This is a genomic window from Massilia pinisoli (genome assembly GCF_024753285.1).
Taxonomy (GTDB): Bacteria; Pseudomonadota; Gammaproteobacteria; order Burkholderiales; family Burkholderiaceae_D; genus Telluria; species Telluria pinisoli.
In genome coordinates this window covers 358,995-376,974 of record NZ_JANUGW010000005.1, presented here as the reverse complement: position 1 = coordinate 376,974, position 17,980 = coordinate 358,995, and the positions used below count along the sequence as shown (strand labels likewise).

Sequence of the window (17,980 nt, the reverse complement as noted above, 5' to 3'; positions counted from 1 at the left end):
ACAGGCTTTTTTATTATCTTCGTTCCGGTTGTCTTCGTTCCAGCGGCGTTACAGCACGTCGCTCGCGTGGTCCGCCAGGCGCGAACGCTCGCCGCGCGCCAGGGTCACGTGGCCGCCGTGGCCCCACCCCTTGAAGCGATCGACGACGTACGTCAGGCCGCTCGAGCCTTCCGTCAGGTACGGCGTGTCGATCTGCGCGATGTTGCCGAGGCAGAGTATCTTCGTGCCGGGACCCGCGCGCGTGACGAGCGTCTTCATCTGCTTCGGCGTGAGGTTCTGCGCCTCGTCGATGATGAGGAATTTGTTCACGAACGTGCGGCCGCGCATGAAGTTCAGCGACTTGATCTTGATGCGCGAGCGGATCAGGTCCTGCGTCGCCGCACGGCCCCAGTCGCCGGCGTCGCCGTCGCCCTTCATGAGCACTTCCAGGTTGTCGTCGAAGGCGCCCATCCACGGCGACATCTTTTCTTCTTCCGTACCGGGCAGGAAGCCGATGTCTTCGCCGACGGGCACCGTCACGCGCGTGACGATGATCTCGTTGTAGACCTTCGTCTCCAGCACCTGGGCGAGGCCAGCGGCCAGCGCCAGCAGCGTCTTGCCCGTGCCGGCCTGGCCGAGCAGGGTGATGAAGTCGATGTCCGGGTTCATCAAGAGGTTCAGCGCGAAGTTCTGCTCGCGGTTGCGCGCCGTGATGCCCCATACGTTGTTCTTGTTGCTGGAGTAGTCGCGCAAGGTCTGCAGCACCGCGGTCTTGCCGTTGATCTGCTTGACCTGGGCGTACAGCGGCGCCTCGCCGTTCTTCGGTTCCAGGAACACGAACTGGTTCACGAGCAGCGTGGGGATCAGCGGACCGGTCACGCGGTAGAACGTGGACGAGTAGCCGCCCTTGATCTCCTGCCACGATTCGACGCCCTTGCCGTGCTTCGTCCAGAAGTCGTCCGGCAGCTGGACGATGCCCGAGTACAGCAGGTCGGTGTCTTCCAGCACGTGGTCGTTGAAGTAGTCTTCGGCGGCGAGGCCCAGCGCGCGCGCCTTGATGCGCATGTTGATGTCCTTCGACACCAGCACGATGGCGCGGCCCGGCTGCTCCGCTTCCAGCGCGCGCACGACGCCGAGGATCTGGTTGTCGGCCTTGCCGGACGGGAGGCCCTCGGGCAGCGCGGCGCCGTTCAGCCGGGTCTGGAAGTGCAGGCGGCCCTTCGCATCCTTGTTGCCCAGCTTGGCGAGCGGGATGCCCGTCTCGATGGCCTCGTCGTCGACATTCGCGATCAAGGCGTCGAGGGTGCGCGAGACCTGGCGCGCGTTGCGCGCGACTTCCGACATGCCCTTCTTGTGGTTGTCGAGTTCTTCCAGGGTCATCATCGGCAGGTAGACGTCGTGTTCCTCGAAGCGGAACAGCGACGTCGGATCGTGCATCAGCACGTTCGTGTCGAGCACGAACACCTTCGTGGCGCCCGCCGTGTCGGCCTTGCGGCTCGCCGGCGACTTGACGTTGACTTCCACCGGCTTGTGCTTGGCCGGATGCGGTTCATTCATGTCCGACTCGCGCAGCTTGGCGGCGGTGCCCGGCTTCGCGGCCTTGCCTGCGGTTTTGTCCGACCTTGCGGGTTGTTCGGCGCGCGCGGGGACGGGCGCTGCGACCGGCGCCGCGGCGACGGCGGGAGCGCCTGCCGGCTTCTCTTCGCGCGCGGGCGCTTCGGCCAGCAGCGCGGCCTTCGACTTGCGTGCCTTCGTCGTCTTGGGGGCCGGCACGGCGGGGCCGCTGATCAGGTCTTCGACCGGGTCGTTCTCCGCCTTCGCGGCTGCGCGGACAGGCGATTTGCCCGGTTCGGCCCTCGGATAATCTTTGGCCAGCAGGATGGTTGCCGGCTTGGTGGGGAGTTTAGGCAGTGGCATCAGGTTCTCAATCCAGAAAAAAAGTCGGAAAAACGCACCGCGCGGCGCAGGCGCGCCGCCGGGCGGACAGATGCAACTGGGGGAAGCTGCGAGGCGCCGCCGGGCCCGGACGGGAGCCCTGGCCGGCAGCCAGATTGGAATGATGCGGTGAGGTAAAACTGTGACTCAAAATAGGCGAACGCTCGGCTAAAGGTTTGTCGAAACCATCGCCAGCCCGCTCTTCAAGGCTGGCTATTCAAAAAATCCAGCACTTCTTGGACGTGATCATTGACCTTCACGCCACGCCATTCTTTCACCAACCTGCCATCAGCGTCAATGACAAACGTGCTGCGCTCGACCCCCCGCACTTTTTTACCGTACATATTCTTCATCTTCATGACGTCGAACCGGTTGCACACGGCTTCGTCGGCGTCGGAGATGAGGTCGAACGGCAGTCCCAGCTTCGTCTTGAAGCCTTCGTGCGAGCGCAGCGAATCGCGGCTGATGCCGTAGATCGCCGTGTCCAGCGCCTTGAATTCGTCGTAGCGGTCGCGGAAGTTCATCGCTTCCGTCGTGCAGCCGGGCGTATTGTCCTTGGGATAGAAGTACAGCACCGTGTAGCGGGCGGGGCGGCCGTTCAGCTCGAAGGTCTGCTCGCCCGTCATCGGCGCGCTGAAGTTGGCGATCACGTCGTTGACCGCGGGCGCGGCGGCGGCAGGTAGGGATGCGGGTGCTGCGGTTGGGCTTTCGGCCACGGTTTTCTCCTGTCTCGCGGCCTGGCGCCGCGTCTTACTTCAGCGTATCGAGGATGACCAGCTCGCCTGATCGCCCCGGCAATTCGCCCCACTGGACCGGGTGCTCGGGCAGCGGCTGCGCTTCCTGTTTTATCTTCTCATAATAGTCCGCCATCGAGGCAAGTTGGTAACCTTGGGCTTTCCAACCTGACAACAGCTGCTCGAATATGGGGGCAAGTTTCTGTCCTTCAAGCTCCGCGTGCAATGTGTACACGTGGTCGCGTTGCGGGTTCGCCGTCAGCTTCAGGATATGCGCGGCGATATTCTGTTCGTCGATGACGATGCCGTCGATCTCGCGGCCCAGCAGCTCGTCCAGCGTGGGCAACGTGGTCGGCATCTGGATGTGCGCCAGGCCCCGGTAGCGGTACGGCCCCGCGTGCGGATCGGCCAGCGAGCCGTCGTCGCGCAGCTGCGCGCGGCTGTCCGATGCGTAGCGGTAGCCCGCGGCATCATGGCGCGCGAACGCGTGCGGATTCATCTGCCAGCCGGCCGCGCCGAACGTGTGCGGCGCTTCGCCGAACACCTGCGCGTAGCGCTGCTCGCTCTTTTTCATGATGGCGTCGGTCCACGCGGCGTCGCGGCCGCGCACGTTGTCCTGCCACCAGACGTGGTCCCACGTGTGGATGCCGCATTCGAAGCCGGCGTCGCGCGCGGCGCGCATCTCGGCCGCCGCTTTCGCGCCGATGTCCGGGCCGGGCAGCAGCACGCCGTACATCAGCGTCTTGAAGCCGTAGTGCTCCACGACGGACGTGCGCGACACCTTCTGGAAGAAGCCGGGACGCAGCGCGCGCCGCATCGCCCATCCCGTGTGGTCGGGGCCCAGCGAAAACAGGAACGTCGCGCCGGCCCCGTGTGCTTTGAGCATGCGCACGAGGTTCGGCACGCCTTCGCGCGTGCCGCGATAGGTGTCGACGTCGATCTTGAGGACGAGCAGCGGTGCCAACGTGCGTCCTTAATCGACGAGGGCCTGGGCCGCCGCGACCTGGCCGCGGTACGCGTCGAAGATGTGGCGCAGCGCGTCGGCCATCGTGACGGTCGGCGCCCAACCGAGGTCGTTCTTCGTGTTCTCGATCTTCGGCACGCGGTTCTGCACGTCCTGGTAGCCGGTGCCGTAGTAGGCGCCCGAGCTGGTCTCGACGATCTTCACTTTCTGCGCGCCGGCCGCGTACTCGGGGTATTCCGCCGCCAGCTTCATCATCATGTCCGCGAGTTCGCGGATCGAGTAGTTGTTGACCGGGTTACCGATGTTGTAGATCTGGCCCGTGGCACGGCCGTCCTTGTTCTCGATGATCTTCATCAGCGCCGAGATGCCGTCGTCCACGTACGTGAAGGCGCGCTTCTGGTTTCCGCCATCGACCAGTTGGATCGTTTCGCCGCGCACGATGTGGCCGAAGAACTGCGTCAGCACGCGCGAGCTGCCTTCCTTCGGCGTGTGGATCGAATCCAGGCCGGCGCCGATCCAGTTGAACGGACGGAACAAGGTGAAGTTCAAGCCTTCCATGCCGTAGCCCCAGATCACGCGGTCCATCAGCTGCTTGGCGCAGGCGTAGATCCAGCGCGGCTTGTTGATCGGGCCGTACACGAGTTCCGAGTTCTCCGGATCGAATTCCGCGTCGCGGCTCATGCCGTAGACTTCCGACGTCGACGGGAAGATCAGGTGTTTTTTATATTTCGCGGCCGAGCGGACGATCGGCAGGTTCGCCTCGAAGTCCAGTTCGAAGACCTTCAGCGGCTCTTTCACGTACGTCGACGGCGTCGCGATGGCGACGAGCGGCAGGATCACGTCGCACTTCTTGACGTGGTACTCGACCCATTCCGTGTTGATGGTGATGTCGCCTTCGAAGAAGTGCATGCGCGGGTTGTCGAGCAGGTGCGCGATGCGGTCGGACGACATGTCCATGCCGTAGACTTCCCAGTCGGTCGTCTCGAGGATGCGCTTGGACAGGTGGTGGCCGATGAAACCGTTGACGCCGAGGATGAGGACTTTTTTCATGTTGGGTTTTCCTGGAGTTGTGCCCGCAGTTCGGCAGGGGAGATGCGCAGGCCGTCGGCCAGCAGGCTGTGGATGACGAGCGCGCGGCCGTCGCCGCAGACGCCGAGGATGGCATTATCCACGACAGTCAGGCCTTGCGCGAGGCCTTGCACATTACCGTTGAAGAGGCGCGCGCGCTCGATCACGTAGCGGCGCGGGCCCACGTCCGTGAAGGCGCCAGGGTAGGGCGGGGCGACGGCGCGGTGCAGGTTGTAGACCTCTTGCGCAGGCTTGCTCCAGTCGATGCGGCCGTCTTCCGGCTTGCGGCCGCCGAAGTAGCCGCCCTGCGTCAGGTCGTTCGGGATGCGCGGCGCCGTGCCCGCGAGCAGGCTTGGCAGCACGTCGTACAGCGCCAGCTCCGCCGCCACCGTCACCTTGCCGAACACTTCGAACGCCGTGTCGTCCGGCAGGATGGGGACAGCTTGCTGCGCCACGATGGCGCCGGCATCCGGCTTCACCGTCATCTCGTGCAGGGTGGCGCCCGTTTCCTTCGCGCCGTGCAGCACGGCCCAGTTGGTCGGTGCGCGGCCGCGGTAGGCGGGCAGCAGCGAGCCGTGCATGTTGTACGCGGGGGCGACGTCGAGGATCGCCTGCGGCAGCATGTGGCGGAAATAAAAGCTGAACATCAGGTCCGGTTGCGCGGCCTGGATGGCGGCCAGCAGGTCGGCGCCTTTCGCGTCCTCGGGCGTGAGGTAAGGGATGCCTTCCGTCTCGCACAGCGAGAGGACGGATTCGAACCAGATGTTTTCCGTGGCGCTGTCCTGATGCGTGATGACGAGGGCGACGTCGACACCGCCGGCCAGCAGCACCTTCAGGCAGCGCACGCCCACGTTGTGGTAGGCGAAGACGACTGCGCGTTTGCGGGGTTGGGTCATGTTCTTTGTGCCGTGACGGCGGTGATGGTGTTGCGCCGCCCGGGCCGGCAAGGCCGGGCGGCATGGGAAATCAGCGCCCGACCTGGCGCTTCTCGAGCGCGTTCACTTCCGCCATGTCGGGCGGCACGCCTTGCAGGATCGTGGCGACGACGTAGCGCGGCCGCGCGCGCACCTGCTGGTAGATGCGGCCCACATACTCGCCCACGAGGCCGATGCCGAACAGGATCACGCCCATGAAGAAGAACGCGATCGCGAACAAGGTGAACACGCCCTCGGCCTCGGCGCCGAGCAGGAATCTGCGCACGACGAGCACCAGCACCAGCAGCGCGGACAGGAGCGACAAGGTCATGCCCAGCAGCGAGAACATCTGCAGCGGCACGAGCGAGAACCCGGTCATCAGGTCGAAGTTCAGGCGAATGAGGCTGTACAGCGAATACTTCGATTCGCCGGCCGCGCGTTCCTCGTGCTCGACGACGATCTCCGTCGGCTTGCGCGCGAACTTGTATGCGAGCGCCGGCACGAAGGTGTTCACTTCGCCGCACTGGTTGACGAGGTCGATCACGTTGCGGCCGTAGGCGCGCAGCATATTGCCCTGGTCCGTGATGTGGATGTTCGTGATGCGCTCGCGCACCCGGTTCATCGCCTTGCTCGCCACGGTGCGCCACGCGGAATCCTGGCGCTTGCGGCGGATCGAGCCCACGTAGTCGTAGCCCTCGCGCATCTTGGCGATCAGCTTGTGGATCTCTTCCGGCGGGTTCTGCAGGTCGGCGTCGAGGGTGATGACGATCTGGCCGTGCGTCTGCTCGAAGCCCGCGAGGATCGCCATGTGCTGGCCGTAGTTGCCGTTGAAGAGCACGACGCGCGTCACGTCCGGGCGCTTGCGGTATTGTTCCGCGAGGATCGCGACGGAGTTGTCGCGGCTGCCGTCGTTGACGAAGATGACTTCGTACGGCAGGCCCAGCCCGTCCATCGCCGGGTACAGGCGCGCGAACAGGTTCGCGAGGCCCGCTTCCTCGTTATAGACCGGAATGACGACGGAGATTTCCGGCTTCATCATCGTCACCCCCGTCATTTGGCCAGTACCGATTTGACAGCGGCGACGGCGCGCTCGACATCCGCGATGGTCATCGCATTGAACATCGGCAGCGTCACGGTCAGGCGGCCGATCTTCTCGGCGACGGGGAACATCCCTTCCTTGAAGCCGCGCTCGCGGTACAGGGTGAACAGGTGGATCGGCGCGTAGTGGTAGCCGGTGCCGACGTTGTGCTCCTTCTGCATGCGGGTCATGAAGTCGGCGCGGGTGCCCGGGCCGTTGTCTGGCAGGATGATCTGGAACAGGTGCCAGTTGCTCGTGCCGAAGGCCTGGATCGGCAGCTGTGCGCCATATTGTTCTTCGAAGTCTGGACCGAAGCAGTCGAAGTAGTGGCGCGCCAGCGCGGCGCGGTGCGCCGTCAGCTTCTCCACGTTCTTCATCTGGCCCAGGCCGATGGTGGCCATGATGTCGCTCATATTGTATTTGCCGCCCAGGACGTCGACGTCGATGCCGTCCACGCCGCTGCGCGTCACGCCTTGCAGCCGGTATTTCTCGGCCAGGCGCGCCTCTTCGAGGTTGTTCAGCACGAGGCAGCCGCCTTCGCCCGTCGTGATGTTCTTGTTGGCCTGGAAGCTGAACGACGCGAAGTCGCCGAACGAGCCGATGCGCTTGCCGTTCCACTGCGAGCCGATCGCCTGCGCGGCATCCTCGACGACGCGCAGCTTGTGCTTGTTCGCGATGGCGTACAGGCGATCCATGTCCATCGGCAGGCCGGACAGGTAGACAGGGATGATCGCTTTCGTACGCGGCGTGATCGCGGCCTCCAGCTTGTCGAGATCCATGTTGCGCGTGACGGGATCGATGTCGGCGAAGACCGGGGTCGCGCCCACTTCGATGATCACGTTGGCGGTGGCGGGCCACGAGATCGGTGTCGTGATCACCTCGTCGCCGGCGCCCACGCCCGCGATGCGCAGCGCGATCTCCATCGTGCACGTGCCCGAGTTGAAGGTGCGCACGGGACGGCCGCCGAAATACTCGGACAGCAGCGCCTCGAATGCCTGGTTCTTCGGTCCGGTCGTGATCCAGCCGGAGCGCAGCACCTCACCGACCGCGGTGATGGTGTCTTCGTCGATGGTGGGCCGGGAAAAGGGCAGGAAGGGCAGCTCTGCAGTCATGGGAGGCTCGTTATTCTCTCGGTAAGGACGTCGTTCGCGGCAAGCCGTCGTGCGGCCCGCCAGCGTGTTCAAATGTTAATGCGGACAAAGCTCGCATTGTAGCAGCGCATTGCGCGCCGCCGTATTACGTTCTCGCCAGCAACACCACGCCGACGATGATGACGCCGATGGCGGCCAGGCGCTGCGGCGACACGGCCTCGCCCAGGAACATCCACGCGCCGAACGCCGACACGACATAGCCCAGCGACAACATCGGGTAGGCGATCGTCACGTCCGTGCGCGACAGGCCGATGATCCACACGATGAGCGAGACGCCGTAGCACGCGAGGCCGCCCAGCACGGGCAACGTGGTGAAGACCTTGACGAGGGTCGAGAACCACGTGGACATGGTGAGGTGGATGGCGCCGCCGAGGGCGTTCGTGCCCGCTTTCAACAGGATCTGGGCGCAGGCGTTCAGCAGCACGCCGGAAATGATGAAGGCAAACGTGGTCAGGTTCATGGGGTGTGATCAAAAAGTCGCGATGACGGTGCGGCGCGCATCCGCCGCGACGATGCGCAGGGGAACGCCCTGGCGTTTCAGCTCGGCGGCGATCTCGGGGCGGGTGATCGCCACGGCGCGCCGGCCGGCCGCCGCGGCGGCGCGCCAGGTCGCGACGAACGCGGGAATGTCCGGGATCGCGAGTTCAGGCTGCTGCTGCAGGCCGAAGTCGAATTCGTCGCGGTAGTCGACGAGGACGACGGGGCGGCGCAGGTAGAACGTCAGCGACTGTTCATAGATGCCGACCGAATAGACGTTCACGGCCGGATCGGCGGCGCCGGCAGCCTTGAGTGCCGGCAGCAGGTTGACGCCGGCGCGCACCTGGCCGATCGGCTCGAAGCCGACGAGCATCAGCTCCGTGCCCGCGAAACCGGCGACGGCCAGCACGACGACGAACAGGTCGCGCAGCATCTGGCGCGCGTACAGCATGGCGAGGCAGCCGCCGATCAGCAGCACGAGGCCCGCGGCAAGCACCCACGGTTGATACGCCGCGTACAGCACGTCCTCGCCTGCATGCTTGGCCAGCTTCTGCATGAACGGGACGGTGACGAGCAGCGCGATGCCCATCAGTGCCGTGAGGCCCGCGGTGACCATGCGGCCGCGGCGCGTGCCGCCGTCCAGGTAGTGCGCCACGAGCAGCGCGACGCCGGGGAACACCGGGAGGATGTAGCCGGGCAGCTTGGAATTCGACTTCGTGAAGAACAGGACGATGAACGCGACCCACACGAGCAGCATCAGGCGCGGACGGAAGGTGCCCGCTTCGCCGTTGCGGCGCGCGCCCGCGACGAGGCTTTGCACGAGCACGCCGAGCCACGGCACGCTGCCGGCGGCCAGCAGGGCGAAGAAGACCCACCATGCGGCCTCGCGGTGGTGTTCTTTTTTGAGGAAGCGGTCGAAGTGCTCGTGGATGAAGAAGAAGTGCGGCTGTTCCGGATTCTTCATCCCGACCAGCACGAACCACGGCGTCGCGATCGCGAAGAACAGGATCAGCCCTTTGACGAGGTGCAGGCGCTTCCAGATCGCCCAGTCGCGCGAGACGAGCGTGTACACGACGAGCACGCCGCCCGGCAGCATCAGGCCGATGAGGCCCTTGGCCAGCACGGACAGCGCCATCCCGGCCCAGCATGCGAGCATCCAGTTACGGCGTTCGGTCTCCGACGCGCCGTCGCGCTGCGCGACGAGCAGGGCGCACAGCGCCAGGGTCATCATGCCCGAGAGGCCCATGTCGAGCGAATCGATCTGGCTGCACGCGACCCAGTAGAACGAGGAACCCAGCACCAGAGCGGCGTAGAAGCCGATGCGCGCGCCGAACACGCGCGTGCCCGCGTACCCGGTCAGCACGACGCCGAACAGGCCGCACAGGCCCGTCCACAGGCGCGCCTGCCAGTCGCCGAGGCCGAACAGGGTGAACGACAGGGCGTTCATCCACGTCTGCAGCGGGGGCTTTTCGAAATACTTGATGCCGTTCAGCCGGGTCGTGACCCAGTCGCCGCTGGCGAACATCTCGCGCGCCATCTCGGCGTAGCGGCCTTCGTCGGGCGGCACGAGCGTGCGCGCGCCCAGTACGTACAGGAGGACGATGGCAAAGGCGATCAGCAGGGTCCAGGTGAAGGTCTTGTTGCGGTGCAGGTCGTTCATTCGGCCTTCGCGCCCTCGTCGTGGCTGTCGATGATCAGGGCGAGCGTGACCTTGCGGCCTTCGCCCATCAGGATGTTGTAGGTGCGGCAGGCGGCGTGGCTGTCCATGCTCTCGACGCCGATGCGCAAGGCCGACAGGCTCGCCACGAGGCGCGGATGGACGAAGCGCTGGCGCTCGCCCGTGCCGAGGATGACGACGTCGGGCTTGTCCGCGGCGATCGCCTCGAAATGTTCCGCTTTCAGATCCTCGAAGTGCGCGACGGGCCACGCGCGCGGCGCCACTTCGGGCATCACGAGCACGCTGTAGTCGAAGCGCTGCGCGTTGATCTCGACGCCGGACCGGTCGTAGCCGGTGACGGTCTGGTATTTTTCGGTGCTGCTGGAATGGAGCTTCATGATGGAGAGCCGGGAATGACAGGCACAGGGCGCGTATTGTAACTGTTTTCGATGACGGGCCAGCAATGGCGGGTTGCTTAATCCTTGCGCTTTCGGCAGAATGAAGTTTTTCGCATTGCAACAACGCGCTACCGCTCAGGCTGCATAACAGGCATTTTTCCGCAGCCACTATTTCCAAGGTGATATTTTGCGACCGATTCTGAAATCCAACAAGCTCGACGACGTCTGCTACGAGATCCGTGGTCCGGCGCTGCAGATCGCGCGCCAGATGGAAGAAGATGGCCACAAGATCATCAAGCTGAACATCGGCAACCTGGCCGTGTTCGGCTTCGATCCGCCGGACGAGATCGTCCAGGACATGATCCGCAATATGCACGGCTCGGCCGGCTACACGGATTCCAAGGGCATGTTTGCACCGCGCAAAGCGATCATGCACTACACCCAGGAAAAGAACATCCGCGGCGTCACCATCGACGACATCTACCTGGGCAATGGCGCCTCCGAACTGATCGTGATGGGCATGCAGGGCCTCTTGAACAGCGGCGACGAAGTGCTCGTGCCCGCACCCGACTATCCGCTGTGGACGGCGGCCGTCAGCCTGGCCGGCGGCAATCCGGTGCACTATGTCTGCGACGAACAGGCCGGCTGGCTGCCCGACATCGACGACATGCGCAAGAAGATCACGCCGAACACGCGCGCGATCGTCGTCATCAACCCGAACAACCCGACCGGCGCGCTGTATTCGCGCGACGTGCTGCTGGAAATCGTCGAACTGGCACGCCAGCACCAGCTGATCGTCTACGCCGACGAAATCTACGACAAGACCCTCTACGACGGCGAAGAGCACACGTCGATCGCGTCGCTGGCCGACGACGTCCTGTTCGTCACCTTGAACGGCCTGTCGAAGAACTATCGCTCGTGCGGCTACCGTGCCGGCTGGATGGTCCTGTCCGGCGAGAAGCGCCATGCGAAAGACTATATCGAAGGCCTGAACATGCTCGCGTCGATGCGCCTGTGCGCGAATGCGCCGGGCCAGTTCGCGATTCAGACCGCGCTCGGCGGCCACCAGAGCATCGCGCATCTCGTGGCCCCAGGCGGCCGCCTCGCACGCCAGCGCGACCTGGCTCACCAACTCCTGACCGATATCCCGGGCGTTACCTGCGTCAAGCCAAAAGCTGCGCTGTACATGTTCCCGCGCCTCGACCCGAAGATCTACCCGATCGCCGATGACCAGCAATTTATCTGTGAGCTGCTGTCCGAGGAAAAAGTCCTGCTGGTGCAAGGCACTGGCTTCAACTGGAAGACGCCGGACCATTTCCGCCTGGTCTTCCTCCCCAATTCCGACGACCTGACGGACGCGTGCACCCGTATCGCCCGCTTCCTCGACGGCTACCGGCGCCGCCACGCGCGCTGAGAACGACAGACAGCAGACAGTAAATCATATGAAACCCATCAAAGCAGGCTTGCTCGGCCTCGGCACCGTCGGTGCAGGCACCTACAAAGTTCTTCAACGTAACCAGGAAGAGATCCGCCGCCGCGCGGGCCGCGGCATCGAAGTCGCGATGATCGCCGTCCGCAACCTCGACCGCGCCAAGCGTATCGTCGGCAGCGACGTGGAGGTCGTGGTCGACCCGTTCGCCGTCGTGAACAACCCGGACATCGACATCGTCGTCGAACTGATCGGCGGTTACGACCTGTCGCGCGAACTGGTGCTGCAGGCAATCGCCAACGGCAAGCACGTCGTCACCGCGAACAAGGCGCTGCTGGCGCTGCACGGCAACGAGATCTTCGAAGCGGCGCAGGCCAAGGGCGTGATGGTCGCGTTCGAGGCCGCCGTCGCGGGCGGCATCCCGATCATCAAGGCGCTGCGCGAAGGCCTGTCCGCGAACCGCATCGAATCCGTCGCGGGCATCATCAACGGCACGACGAACTTCATCCTGTCCGAGATGCGCGACAAGGGCCTCGATTTCGCCACCGTGCTGAAGCAGGCGCAGGAACTGGGCTACGCGGAAGCGGACCCCACGTTCGACATCGAAGGCGTGGACGCGGCGCACAAGCTCACGATCATGTCCGCCATCGCGTTCGGCATCCCGATGCAGTTCGGCAGCGCCCACATCGAGGGCATCAGCCAGCTGCAGGCCGTCGACCTGCGCTACGCCGAGCAGCTGGGCTACCGCATCAAGCTCCTGGGTATCACGCGCCGCACGACGGTCGACGGCAAGGACGGCATCGAGCTGCGCGTGCACCCGACCCTCGTGCCGGGCGCGCGCCTGATCGCGAACGTCGAAGGCGCGATGAACGCCGTCCTGGTGCAGGCCGACGCGGTCGGTGCGACGCTCTACTACGGCAAGGGCGCCGGCGCCGAGCCGACCGCGTCCGCCGTCATCGCCGACCTCGTCGACGTCACGCGCCTGGCGACCGCCGACCCGTACTCGCGCGTGCCGCACCTGGCGTTCCAGCCGACGGAACTGGCCGACGTGCCGATCCTGCCGATGGAAGAGATCCGCACCAGCTACTACCTGCGCGTGACCGTGCAGGACCAGCTGGGCGTCATGGCCGACCTGACCCGCATCCTCGCGGACGCCGGCATCTCGATCGACGCCGTGCTGCAGAAGGAGCCGGGCGAGAAGGCGCGCACGGACATCGTCATCATCACGCACCAGACCCGCGAAAAATACGTCAACGCGGCGATCGCCAAGATCGAGAGCCTCGCGACGACCGTGGGCAAGGTCGTGCGCATCCGCCTGGAGAGCCTGGGCTGATTGTCATGCCGGGCCCGCGCGCCCGGCAGTTTGCGACGAAGCCGCCCATCGTGCGAACGGTGGGCGGCTTCGTCGCTTCGTCGCTTCGTCGTTTACCGTTATTTTGCGCTGCTCAGGATTTGCAGCTTGCGCTGCCCGGATTGCAGCAGCAGGTCGAACGTCATGGTCGTCGTGCCATGACCGACTTGCATGTTCTCGCGCCACCACAGCAATCTGGTCTGCGATAACGCGTCATTGGCGAAGCGCCGGTCACCGGCCACGAGTGCGAAGACGTACGATGCGTTTGCGTGCTGCGGCCCGAGGATCAGGGAGATGTTCGCATCCGTCCTGGCCTGCGCTTGCCCGAATGCGCACCAATCGACAAGCTGGCCAAACCCGCCCAAAAAGCGCGTACCGAGATACGGGGCCTTGCGTTTTTTCTTTTCGAACAGCGTGTGGGGCTCGCAGTTTTCCAGCTCGATCAACCCGACGGTGGCATCGACTGCCGGATCGACCTCGGTCCAGCCGAAGTCCGCGCGGAAGTCGCCGATGGTGAGCTCACGCGCGACGTGGGTGGGAACGATGCCGTGGATGACATATGCCAGCAGCGCAATCCGTTCCACCGACGCCCCGAACCATTTGAGTAACGCGGTTTCGCCCACGCCATCGGGTGCGGCCGCTGCCGAGATCAGCGTGCTGAATGCCGCCAGATCCGCCTTCCATTGCGGAAGTGTTGTGGCGTCAAAATTGAACTTGTGGAAGGTGTTGGCCGCGACAGTGTTCGTCTTCGTCGATCCGCCGGTCGCCAAGATCAGCCTTTCAGCAGACCCACTTCGCGAGGCGTCAGTACGGACACGATCGTATTGCTGTCGATACCTGGCTCGTACAACACCCTGAAGCCGGAGGACATCTTTTTCACCATCAAGGTTTGCTCGCCCACTTTTACGGTCTTCAGACTGGCGTCGCGTACGGTGCACGGCTGCTCGACAGCCTTGAGGATTTCAACTTTCGTATCGGACGGAATCCGGCTCCATGCTTGCATGGCCTGATCCGCGATGGATGTGTTTTTGATACAGGTTTCCCATGGCTCTTGAAGTTCAGCATGTTGCCTGGTCAATTTTGTGGCCATGGTTCACTCCGGTGTCTGCTGGTGCTGCGTCAGTCACGACGATTATATGCTCATTTGTGGTCTCATTGCATACCATTGCTCGAAACCAACGCTGGCTACAGGCGTAGCGCAAACACTCGGTTCCGGTGTGGGCGAACAATACAGTTCGCCACATTCCCTGCCAATGCATGTTGAAATTTGGATTTGTCAGCGAGGTACTCAGCTGAATTATAGAAAAAGACCCAGCCATACGGCAGCGCAAGGGTATTTGTACGATCAAGTATCACTTGGTCATCCGTCACTGTAGATACCCAGCATTCAGCAATTTTTCATGCTTGGCTAAAGTTCATTACAACCCGTCATTGTGTAATCACCGTATACATTGGACTATCGACCATGCGTCCGCTTGTGGGCGAACCCGGCCGTTCGTCCGGACTCGACCCCAAAGCCCTTGCATGATTAATATCCTGATGGCAACATGGTTGAACTGGCATGCGGTCTCCATCCGGCCCCGTCAGCAAGTCACCCCCTTGATGGTACTGGATCGCATTTGGACAAGAACTCGAACACGATGCCTGCGCTGACCACCTTTGAACTTGGCCTGATCACGAAATTCCTATCGATCGCCGAAGACGAATTCTCGAACGAATCCTGCGACGAATTCGTGATTCCCGCTTCCCCCGCCAACTTGGCGGTGCTGGCGCCAATGGTCGCCGGGAAAATCGCCGAGTACGGCGATGAGTGGGAACACGAACGCAACCCGACCGACTATCTTGCTCACTCCTCGACGCTGCCAGAGTTTTACGTCGTTCCAAACGAATGGCTTGCGGCCTACCTGCACACCCGGTACGCCGCGGCGCTGCCGGAGCGGCTGGACGCGGCCGAATGCCGCATCCTGGCCGGTCTGCTCGAGAATCTGACCGAACTGTTTGAGATACGGGCCAAGCATTGCGACGACGAGGACGCCGATCCGTTCATGTTGCCGCCTACCGGCCCAAACAAGGCGTTCATGGCCGCCGTGTTCGAGAAGCGCAAGAAACGCGCGCTGGCGAAAAAGGCGCTGGAGGCGACGAAGCCGATCACCGCGCCCGATTTCTGGGTGATCGGGTTCCTGGCGCACGCCTGCGCGCGCGCGGCGGAAGGCGTGGAATCAGTATCCATCGTCCGCGTCGATGCGAGCGACGAACCGGATGTGCCACGCGCCGGCCCCGATCCGCGTTTCCCTGCCGTGCAGCAGTTCCTCAAAAAATACTCCCAACCATTCGCTGAATGGCGTACCAAGGAAATGGCCGACCTGAAACGCTTTGCCGACGAAGGGCCGGGCTTCACGACCGAGCGACGGAGTTGGGGCTATGGCGACAAGGCGGCCTTCGAAGACTTGTGGCACTGCGCGCGCGCCGTCAAGCGGTTGGCGATCCACGCCGCGCTCGGGACCGGCAAACCGTCCGGGAAAAAGAAAAGGCCACGCCTGGATGCCGCGGCCGCGAACCAGACGTTCGCCAAACTGCTCGCCAACGGGAAACACATTTATGTTGACGGGGGGGCGCTGTTCTCGGCCAGTCATTATTTCGGCAAGGAGACGGTACCAGAGGACGAGCGCGTGCTGGCCGACGAGTGCGATAAAGCTGTCTCCATGTCCGAATACAAGATCGTCCGTCACATGCTGTACGAAGGCCATGCACCGGAACACATCGGCGCCGCCATGCAGCAGCTCGCGCCCTACCTCGATAAGCGCAAGGGCAAGGAATGCGACGTGTACATCGCCCAGACGGTGCAGGCGGCACAGGCCGACGAGGATTTGCTCGACTGGATCCGGCGGCGTGACCGGTCGGAGCGCGACAACGCCGGCGCCGCTGCTGAACTCGCCGACGACTGGCGCCCCGGCTGGCGGCAGGCGGTTGCCTACGATTACTGGTCGTGCCGCTTGGCGGGCGAAAACAAATACGAACTGGGGCTCGACGACGCCTGCTGCACCATCGCGAATTGCCTGGCGCTGGGCTGGGACGCTTGGGCACTGCAACTTGTCCGACAGGTGATGAAGCGCTTGGAACAAGGGCGATTCTGGGATTTCGACGCCGGCAAGCGCCCCTTCCACCAGCGCCGCACCCAATATTTCGTGCTGCGCCTGATCGCGCAATGGCAGGGCTGGGCGTGCCGCAACCTGCCCGTGCAGGCGTTCGACGAACCGCTGTTCGAACAGTTGCTGGAACGCTGGCGCGATCCGGATCCGGACAAGGTGGCGCCGCTGTTGCTGGCCGCCTGCGACCGCCGCATGTATCAGTCACGCTGTTTCACCGGCGCGAAGGTCCTTGACCTGGACAACTACCGCTTCTGGTACGACCCGTTCGAGATCCTGCTAATGCTGGACCTGCGCCGGCGCCTAGGTCTGGCCAATCCGGTCCTCGACCACCCGTTGATGGCGACGCCGCTGGGCCGGCTGCCGACTGCGGCGCCGCCCTATACGGACGAGGTGCTGGACGGCGTCGTCGCACGCGCGCGGCTGGAAGATGCCTCGCTATAGGACAGCCGTGCGGCCGCACACCTGCATGTTCATGATGTCGTGGTAGGCCGACACCTGCTTGTTGCGCACCTGGACGGTGGCCTGGAAGGAGAGCCAATGACCAGCGGCCACGTGCCCAGATAGGTTACCGCCGACTGAACGGCCGCTGTCAACCCCACCCAAAGGAGACGTTCGCGAGGCTTAGTCGTCGTCTTCCTCAACTGCTCCCATGAACATTTTGCGCAAGGATTTTATCAAAGGATCGTATGAAGGCCACGGTCGACCTGCACCTTTCGCTGGCTGCCAGAATTCTTCTGGACTTACACCAGACGGCGAGCTTTCAGGCGAGTCAATCATCAGGTAAAAGATAGGTCCAAAAACCGGCAGCAGCGTGAAACTGAGGGCCGCCGCACCAACACGACGGGTGCGTCCAACTACACGTTCACGTTCGGCCAGGCCGACGACTTCGTCGCGTTCGTCCACGCCAATGGCATCAACGTGCACGGGCACACGCTCATCTGGCACGCCGATTACCAGGTGCCCAGCTTCATGACGAACTACACGGGCGACTTCGCCGCCATGCTGAAGACGCACGTGCAGACCATCGTCTCGCACTTCAAGGGCCAGGTGGTGAGCTGGGACGTCGTCAACGAGGCGCTGGCCGACGATGGCCAGCCGACGGTCGACAACATCCTGCGCAGCAGCCTGTTCAGCCAGAAGATGGGCCAGGCGTTCATCGACCAGGCGTTCGTCAACGCCCGCGCCGTCGATCCGCAGGTCGACCTGTTCTACAACGACTACAACATCGAAGCGGGCGGGCAGAAGACGACGAACCTGCTCGCGATGATCGACGGCATGCGCTCGCGCAGCGTCCCGATCACGGGCGTCGGCTTCCAGATGCACGTGACGATCGACTGGCCGAGCATCTCCGCCATCGAATCGTCGCTGAAGGCCGTGGCGGACCGCGGGCTGAAAGTCGAGATTTCGGAAATGGACGTGAGCATGAAGAGCGCCTACACGACCTTCACGGCCGATGCGGCGCTGCGCCAGCAGCAGCGCTACCACGACATCATCGCCGCCTACCTGCGCGCTGTGCCGGCGGCGCAGCGGGCCGGCATCACGGTGTGGGGCGTGTGGGATGCGGACAGCTGGATCAACCAGCCCGGATCGCCCGACTGGCCGCTGCTGTTCGATGGGAACTTCCAGGCTAAGCCTGCGCTGCAGGGCTTCAAGGACGCCCTGATGGGGAACTGAGCGTCAACCAATGCGGCAGTGC

Annotated in this window: 16 protein-coding genes and 1 pseudogene; 4 read left to right on the top strand and 13 right to left on the bottom strand. The window is 63.8% G+C overall.

The window, feature by feature from the left end; all coding sequences use genetic code 11:
* Positions 1 to 48: 48 nt before the first annotated feature.
* From NX784_RS09935 to NX784_RS09890, 10 genes are all read right to left on the bottom strand, one after another.
* The gene (locus NX784_RS09935; protein WP_258816479.1) at positions 49 to 1,896 is read right to left on the bottom strand and encodes a PhoH family protein; all 1,848 of its coding nucleotides are present in this window, start codon (positions 1,894 to 1,896) and stop codon (positions 49 to 51) included.
* Between the two features lie 221 nt (positions 1,897 to 2,117).
* Entirely contained in the window at positions 2,118 to 2,561 is a 444-nt protein-coding gene (locus NX784_RS09930; RefSeq protein ID WP_258816501.1) for a peroxiredoxin, read from the bottom strand.
* A 103-nt stretch (positions 2,562 to 2,664) separates the two neighbouring features.
* Positions 2,665 to 3,612: a polysaccharide deacetylase family protein gene (locus tag NX784_RS09925; protein ID WP_258816478.1), complete on the bottom strand. Its 948-nt coding sequence runs from the start codon at positions 3,610 to 3,612 to the stop codon at positions 2,665 to 2,667.
* A gap of 9 nt (positions 3,613 to 3,621) precedes the next feature.
* The gene (locus tag NX784_RS09920) at positions 3,622 to 4,662 is read right to left on the bottom strand and encodes a bifunctional UDP-4-keto-pentose/UDP-xylose synthase (protein WP_258816477.1); all 1,041 of its coding nucleotides are present in this window, start codon (positions 4,660 to 4,662) and stop codon (positions 3,622 to 3,624) included.
* Entirely contained in the window at positions 4,659 to 5,576 is a 918-nt protein-coding gene (locus NX784_RS09915) for a formyltransferase (protein ID WP_258816476.1), read from the bottom strand. The genes NX784_RS09920 and NX784_RS09915 overlap by 4 nt, the downstream gene beginning before the upstream one ends.
* A 70-nt stretch (positions 5,577 to 5,646) precedes the next feature.
* A complete protein-coding gene (locus tag NX784_RS09910) occupies positions 5,647 to 6,630 on the bottom strand; it encodes a glycosyltransferase (RefSeq protein WP_258816500.1) in 984 nt (327 codons plus the stop codon).
* Between the two features lie 14 nt (positions 6,631 to 6,644).
* Complete coding sequence (locus tag NX784_RS09905) at positions 6,645 to 7,784, bottom strand: DegT/DnrJ/EryC1/StrS family aminotransferase (RefSeq protein WP_258816474.1); 1,140 nt, start codon at positions 7,782 to 7,784, stop codon at positions 6,645 to 6,647.
* A 124-nt stretch (positions 7,785 to 7,908) separates the two neighbouring features.
* Complete coding sequence (locus NX784_RS09900) at positions 7,909 to 8,283, bottom strand: DMT family transporter (protein ID WP_258816473.1); 375 nt, start codon at positions 8,281 to 8,283, stop codon at positions 7,909 to 7,911.
* Positions 8,284 to 8,292: 9 nt separating this feature from the next.
* On the bottom strand, positions 8,293 to 9,960 hold the full coding sequence (locus tag NX784_RS09895) for a glycosyltransferase family 39 protein (protein WP_258816472.1): 1,668 nt from the start codon (positions 9,958 to 9,960) through the stop codon (positions 8,293 to 8,295).
* Positions 9,957 to 10,355, bottom strand: coding sequence for an Mth938-like domain-containing protein (locus tag NX784_RS09890; RefSeq protein WP_258816471.1), 399 nt, complete (start codon positions 10,353 to 10,355; stop codon positions 9,957 to 9,959). The genes NX784_RS09895 and NX784_RS09890 overlap by 4 nt, the downstream gene beginning before the upstream one ends.
* Before the next feature lie 187 nt (positions 10,356 to 10,542).
* On the opposite strand from NX784_RS09890, the gene NX784_RS09885 reads away from it, so the two are divergent.
* Both NX784_RS09885 and NX784_RS09880 read left to right on the top strand, forming a co-directional pair.
* Positions 10,543 to 11,769 (top strand): pyridoxal phosphate-dependent aminotransferase, encoded by a 1,227-nt coding sequence (locus tag NX784_RS09885; protein ID WP_258816470.1) that lies wholly within the window; start codon positions 10,543 to 10,545, stop codon positions 11,767 to 11,769.
* Positions 11,770 to 11,797: 28 nt separating this feature from the next.
* On the top strand, positions 11,798 to 13,117 hold the full coding sequence (locus tag NX784_RS09880) for a homoserine dehydrogenase (RefSeq protein WP_258816469.1): 1,320 nt from the start codon (positions 11,798 to 11,800) through the stop codon (positions 13,115 to 13,117).
* 98 nt (positions 13,118 to 13,215) lie between these two features.
* On the opposite strand, the gene NX784_RS09875 is transcribed toward NX784_RS09880, so the two are convergent.
* Together NX784_RS09875 and NX784_RS09870 are read right to left on the bottom strand one after the other, a co-directional pair.
* Positions 13,216 to 13,905 carry a Shedu immune nuclease family protein gene (locus NX784_RS09875; RefSeq protein WP_258816467.1) on the bottom strand — a complete coding sequence of 230 codons (690 nt, stop codon included), beginning with the start codon at positions 13,903 to 13,905 and terminating at the stop codon, positions 13,216 to 13,218.
* A gap of 2 nt (positions 13,906 to 13,907) precedes the next feature.
* Positions 13,908 to 14,225, bottom strand: a complete 318-nt coding sequence (locus NX784_RS09870; protein WP_258816466.1) for a hypothetical protein — start codon at positions 14,223 to 14,225, stop codon at positions 13,908 to 13,910.
* Between the two features lie 529 nt (positions 14,226 to 14,754).
* Here NX784_RS09870 and NX784_RS09865 point away from each other — a divergent pair.
* Positions 14,755 to 16,725 carry a hypothetical protein gene (locus NX784_RS09865; RefSeq protein ID WP_258816464.1) on the top strand — a complete coding sequence of 657 codons (1,971 nt, stop codon included), beginning with the start codon at positions 14,755 to 14,757 and terminating at the stop codon, positions 16,723 to 16,725.
* On the opposite strand, the pseudogene fliE reads toward NX784_RS09865, so the two are convergent.
* Positions 16,720 to 16,818, bottom strand: a pseudogene (gene fliE, locus NX784_RS09860) (flagellar hook-basal body complex protein FliE); the annotation flags it as partial. The gene NX784_RS09865 and the pseudogene fliE sit on opposite strands and share 6 nt — an antisense overlap.
* A 186-nt stretch (positions 16,819 to 17,004) precedes the next feature.
* Between fliE and NX784_RS09855 the strand changes: the two are divergent.
* Positions 17,005 to 17,958, top strand: a complete 954-nt coding sequence (locus tag NX784_RS09855) for an endo-1,4-beta-xylanase (RefSeq protein WP_258816499.1) — start codon at positions 17,005 to 17,007, stop codon at positions 17,956 to 17,958.
* The last annotated feature ends 22 nt before the right edge of the window (positions 17,959 to 17,980 follow it).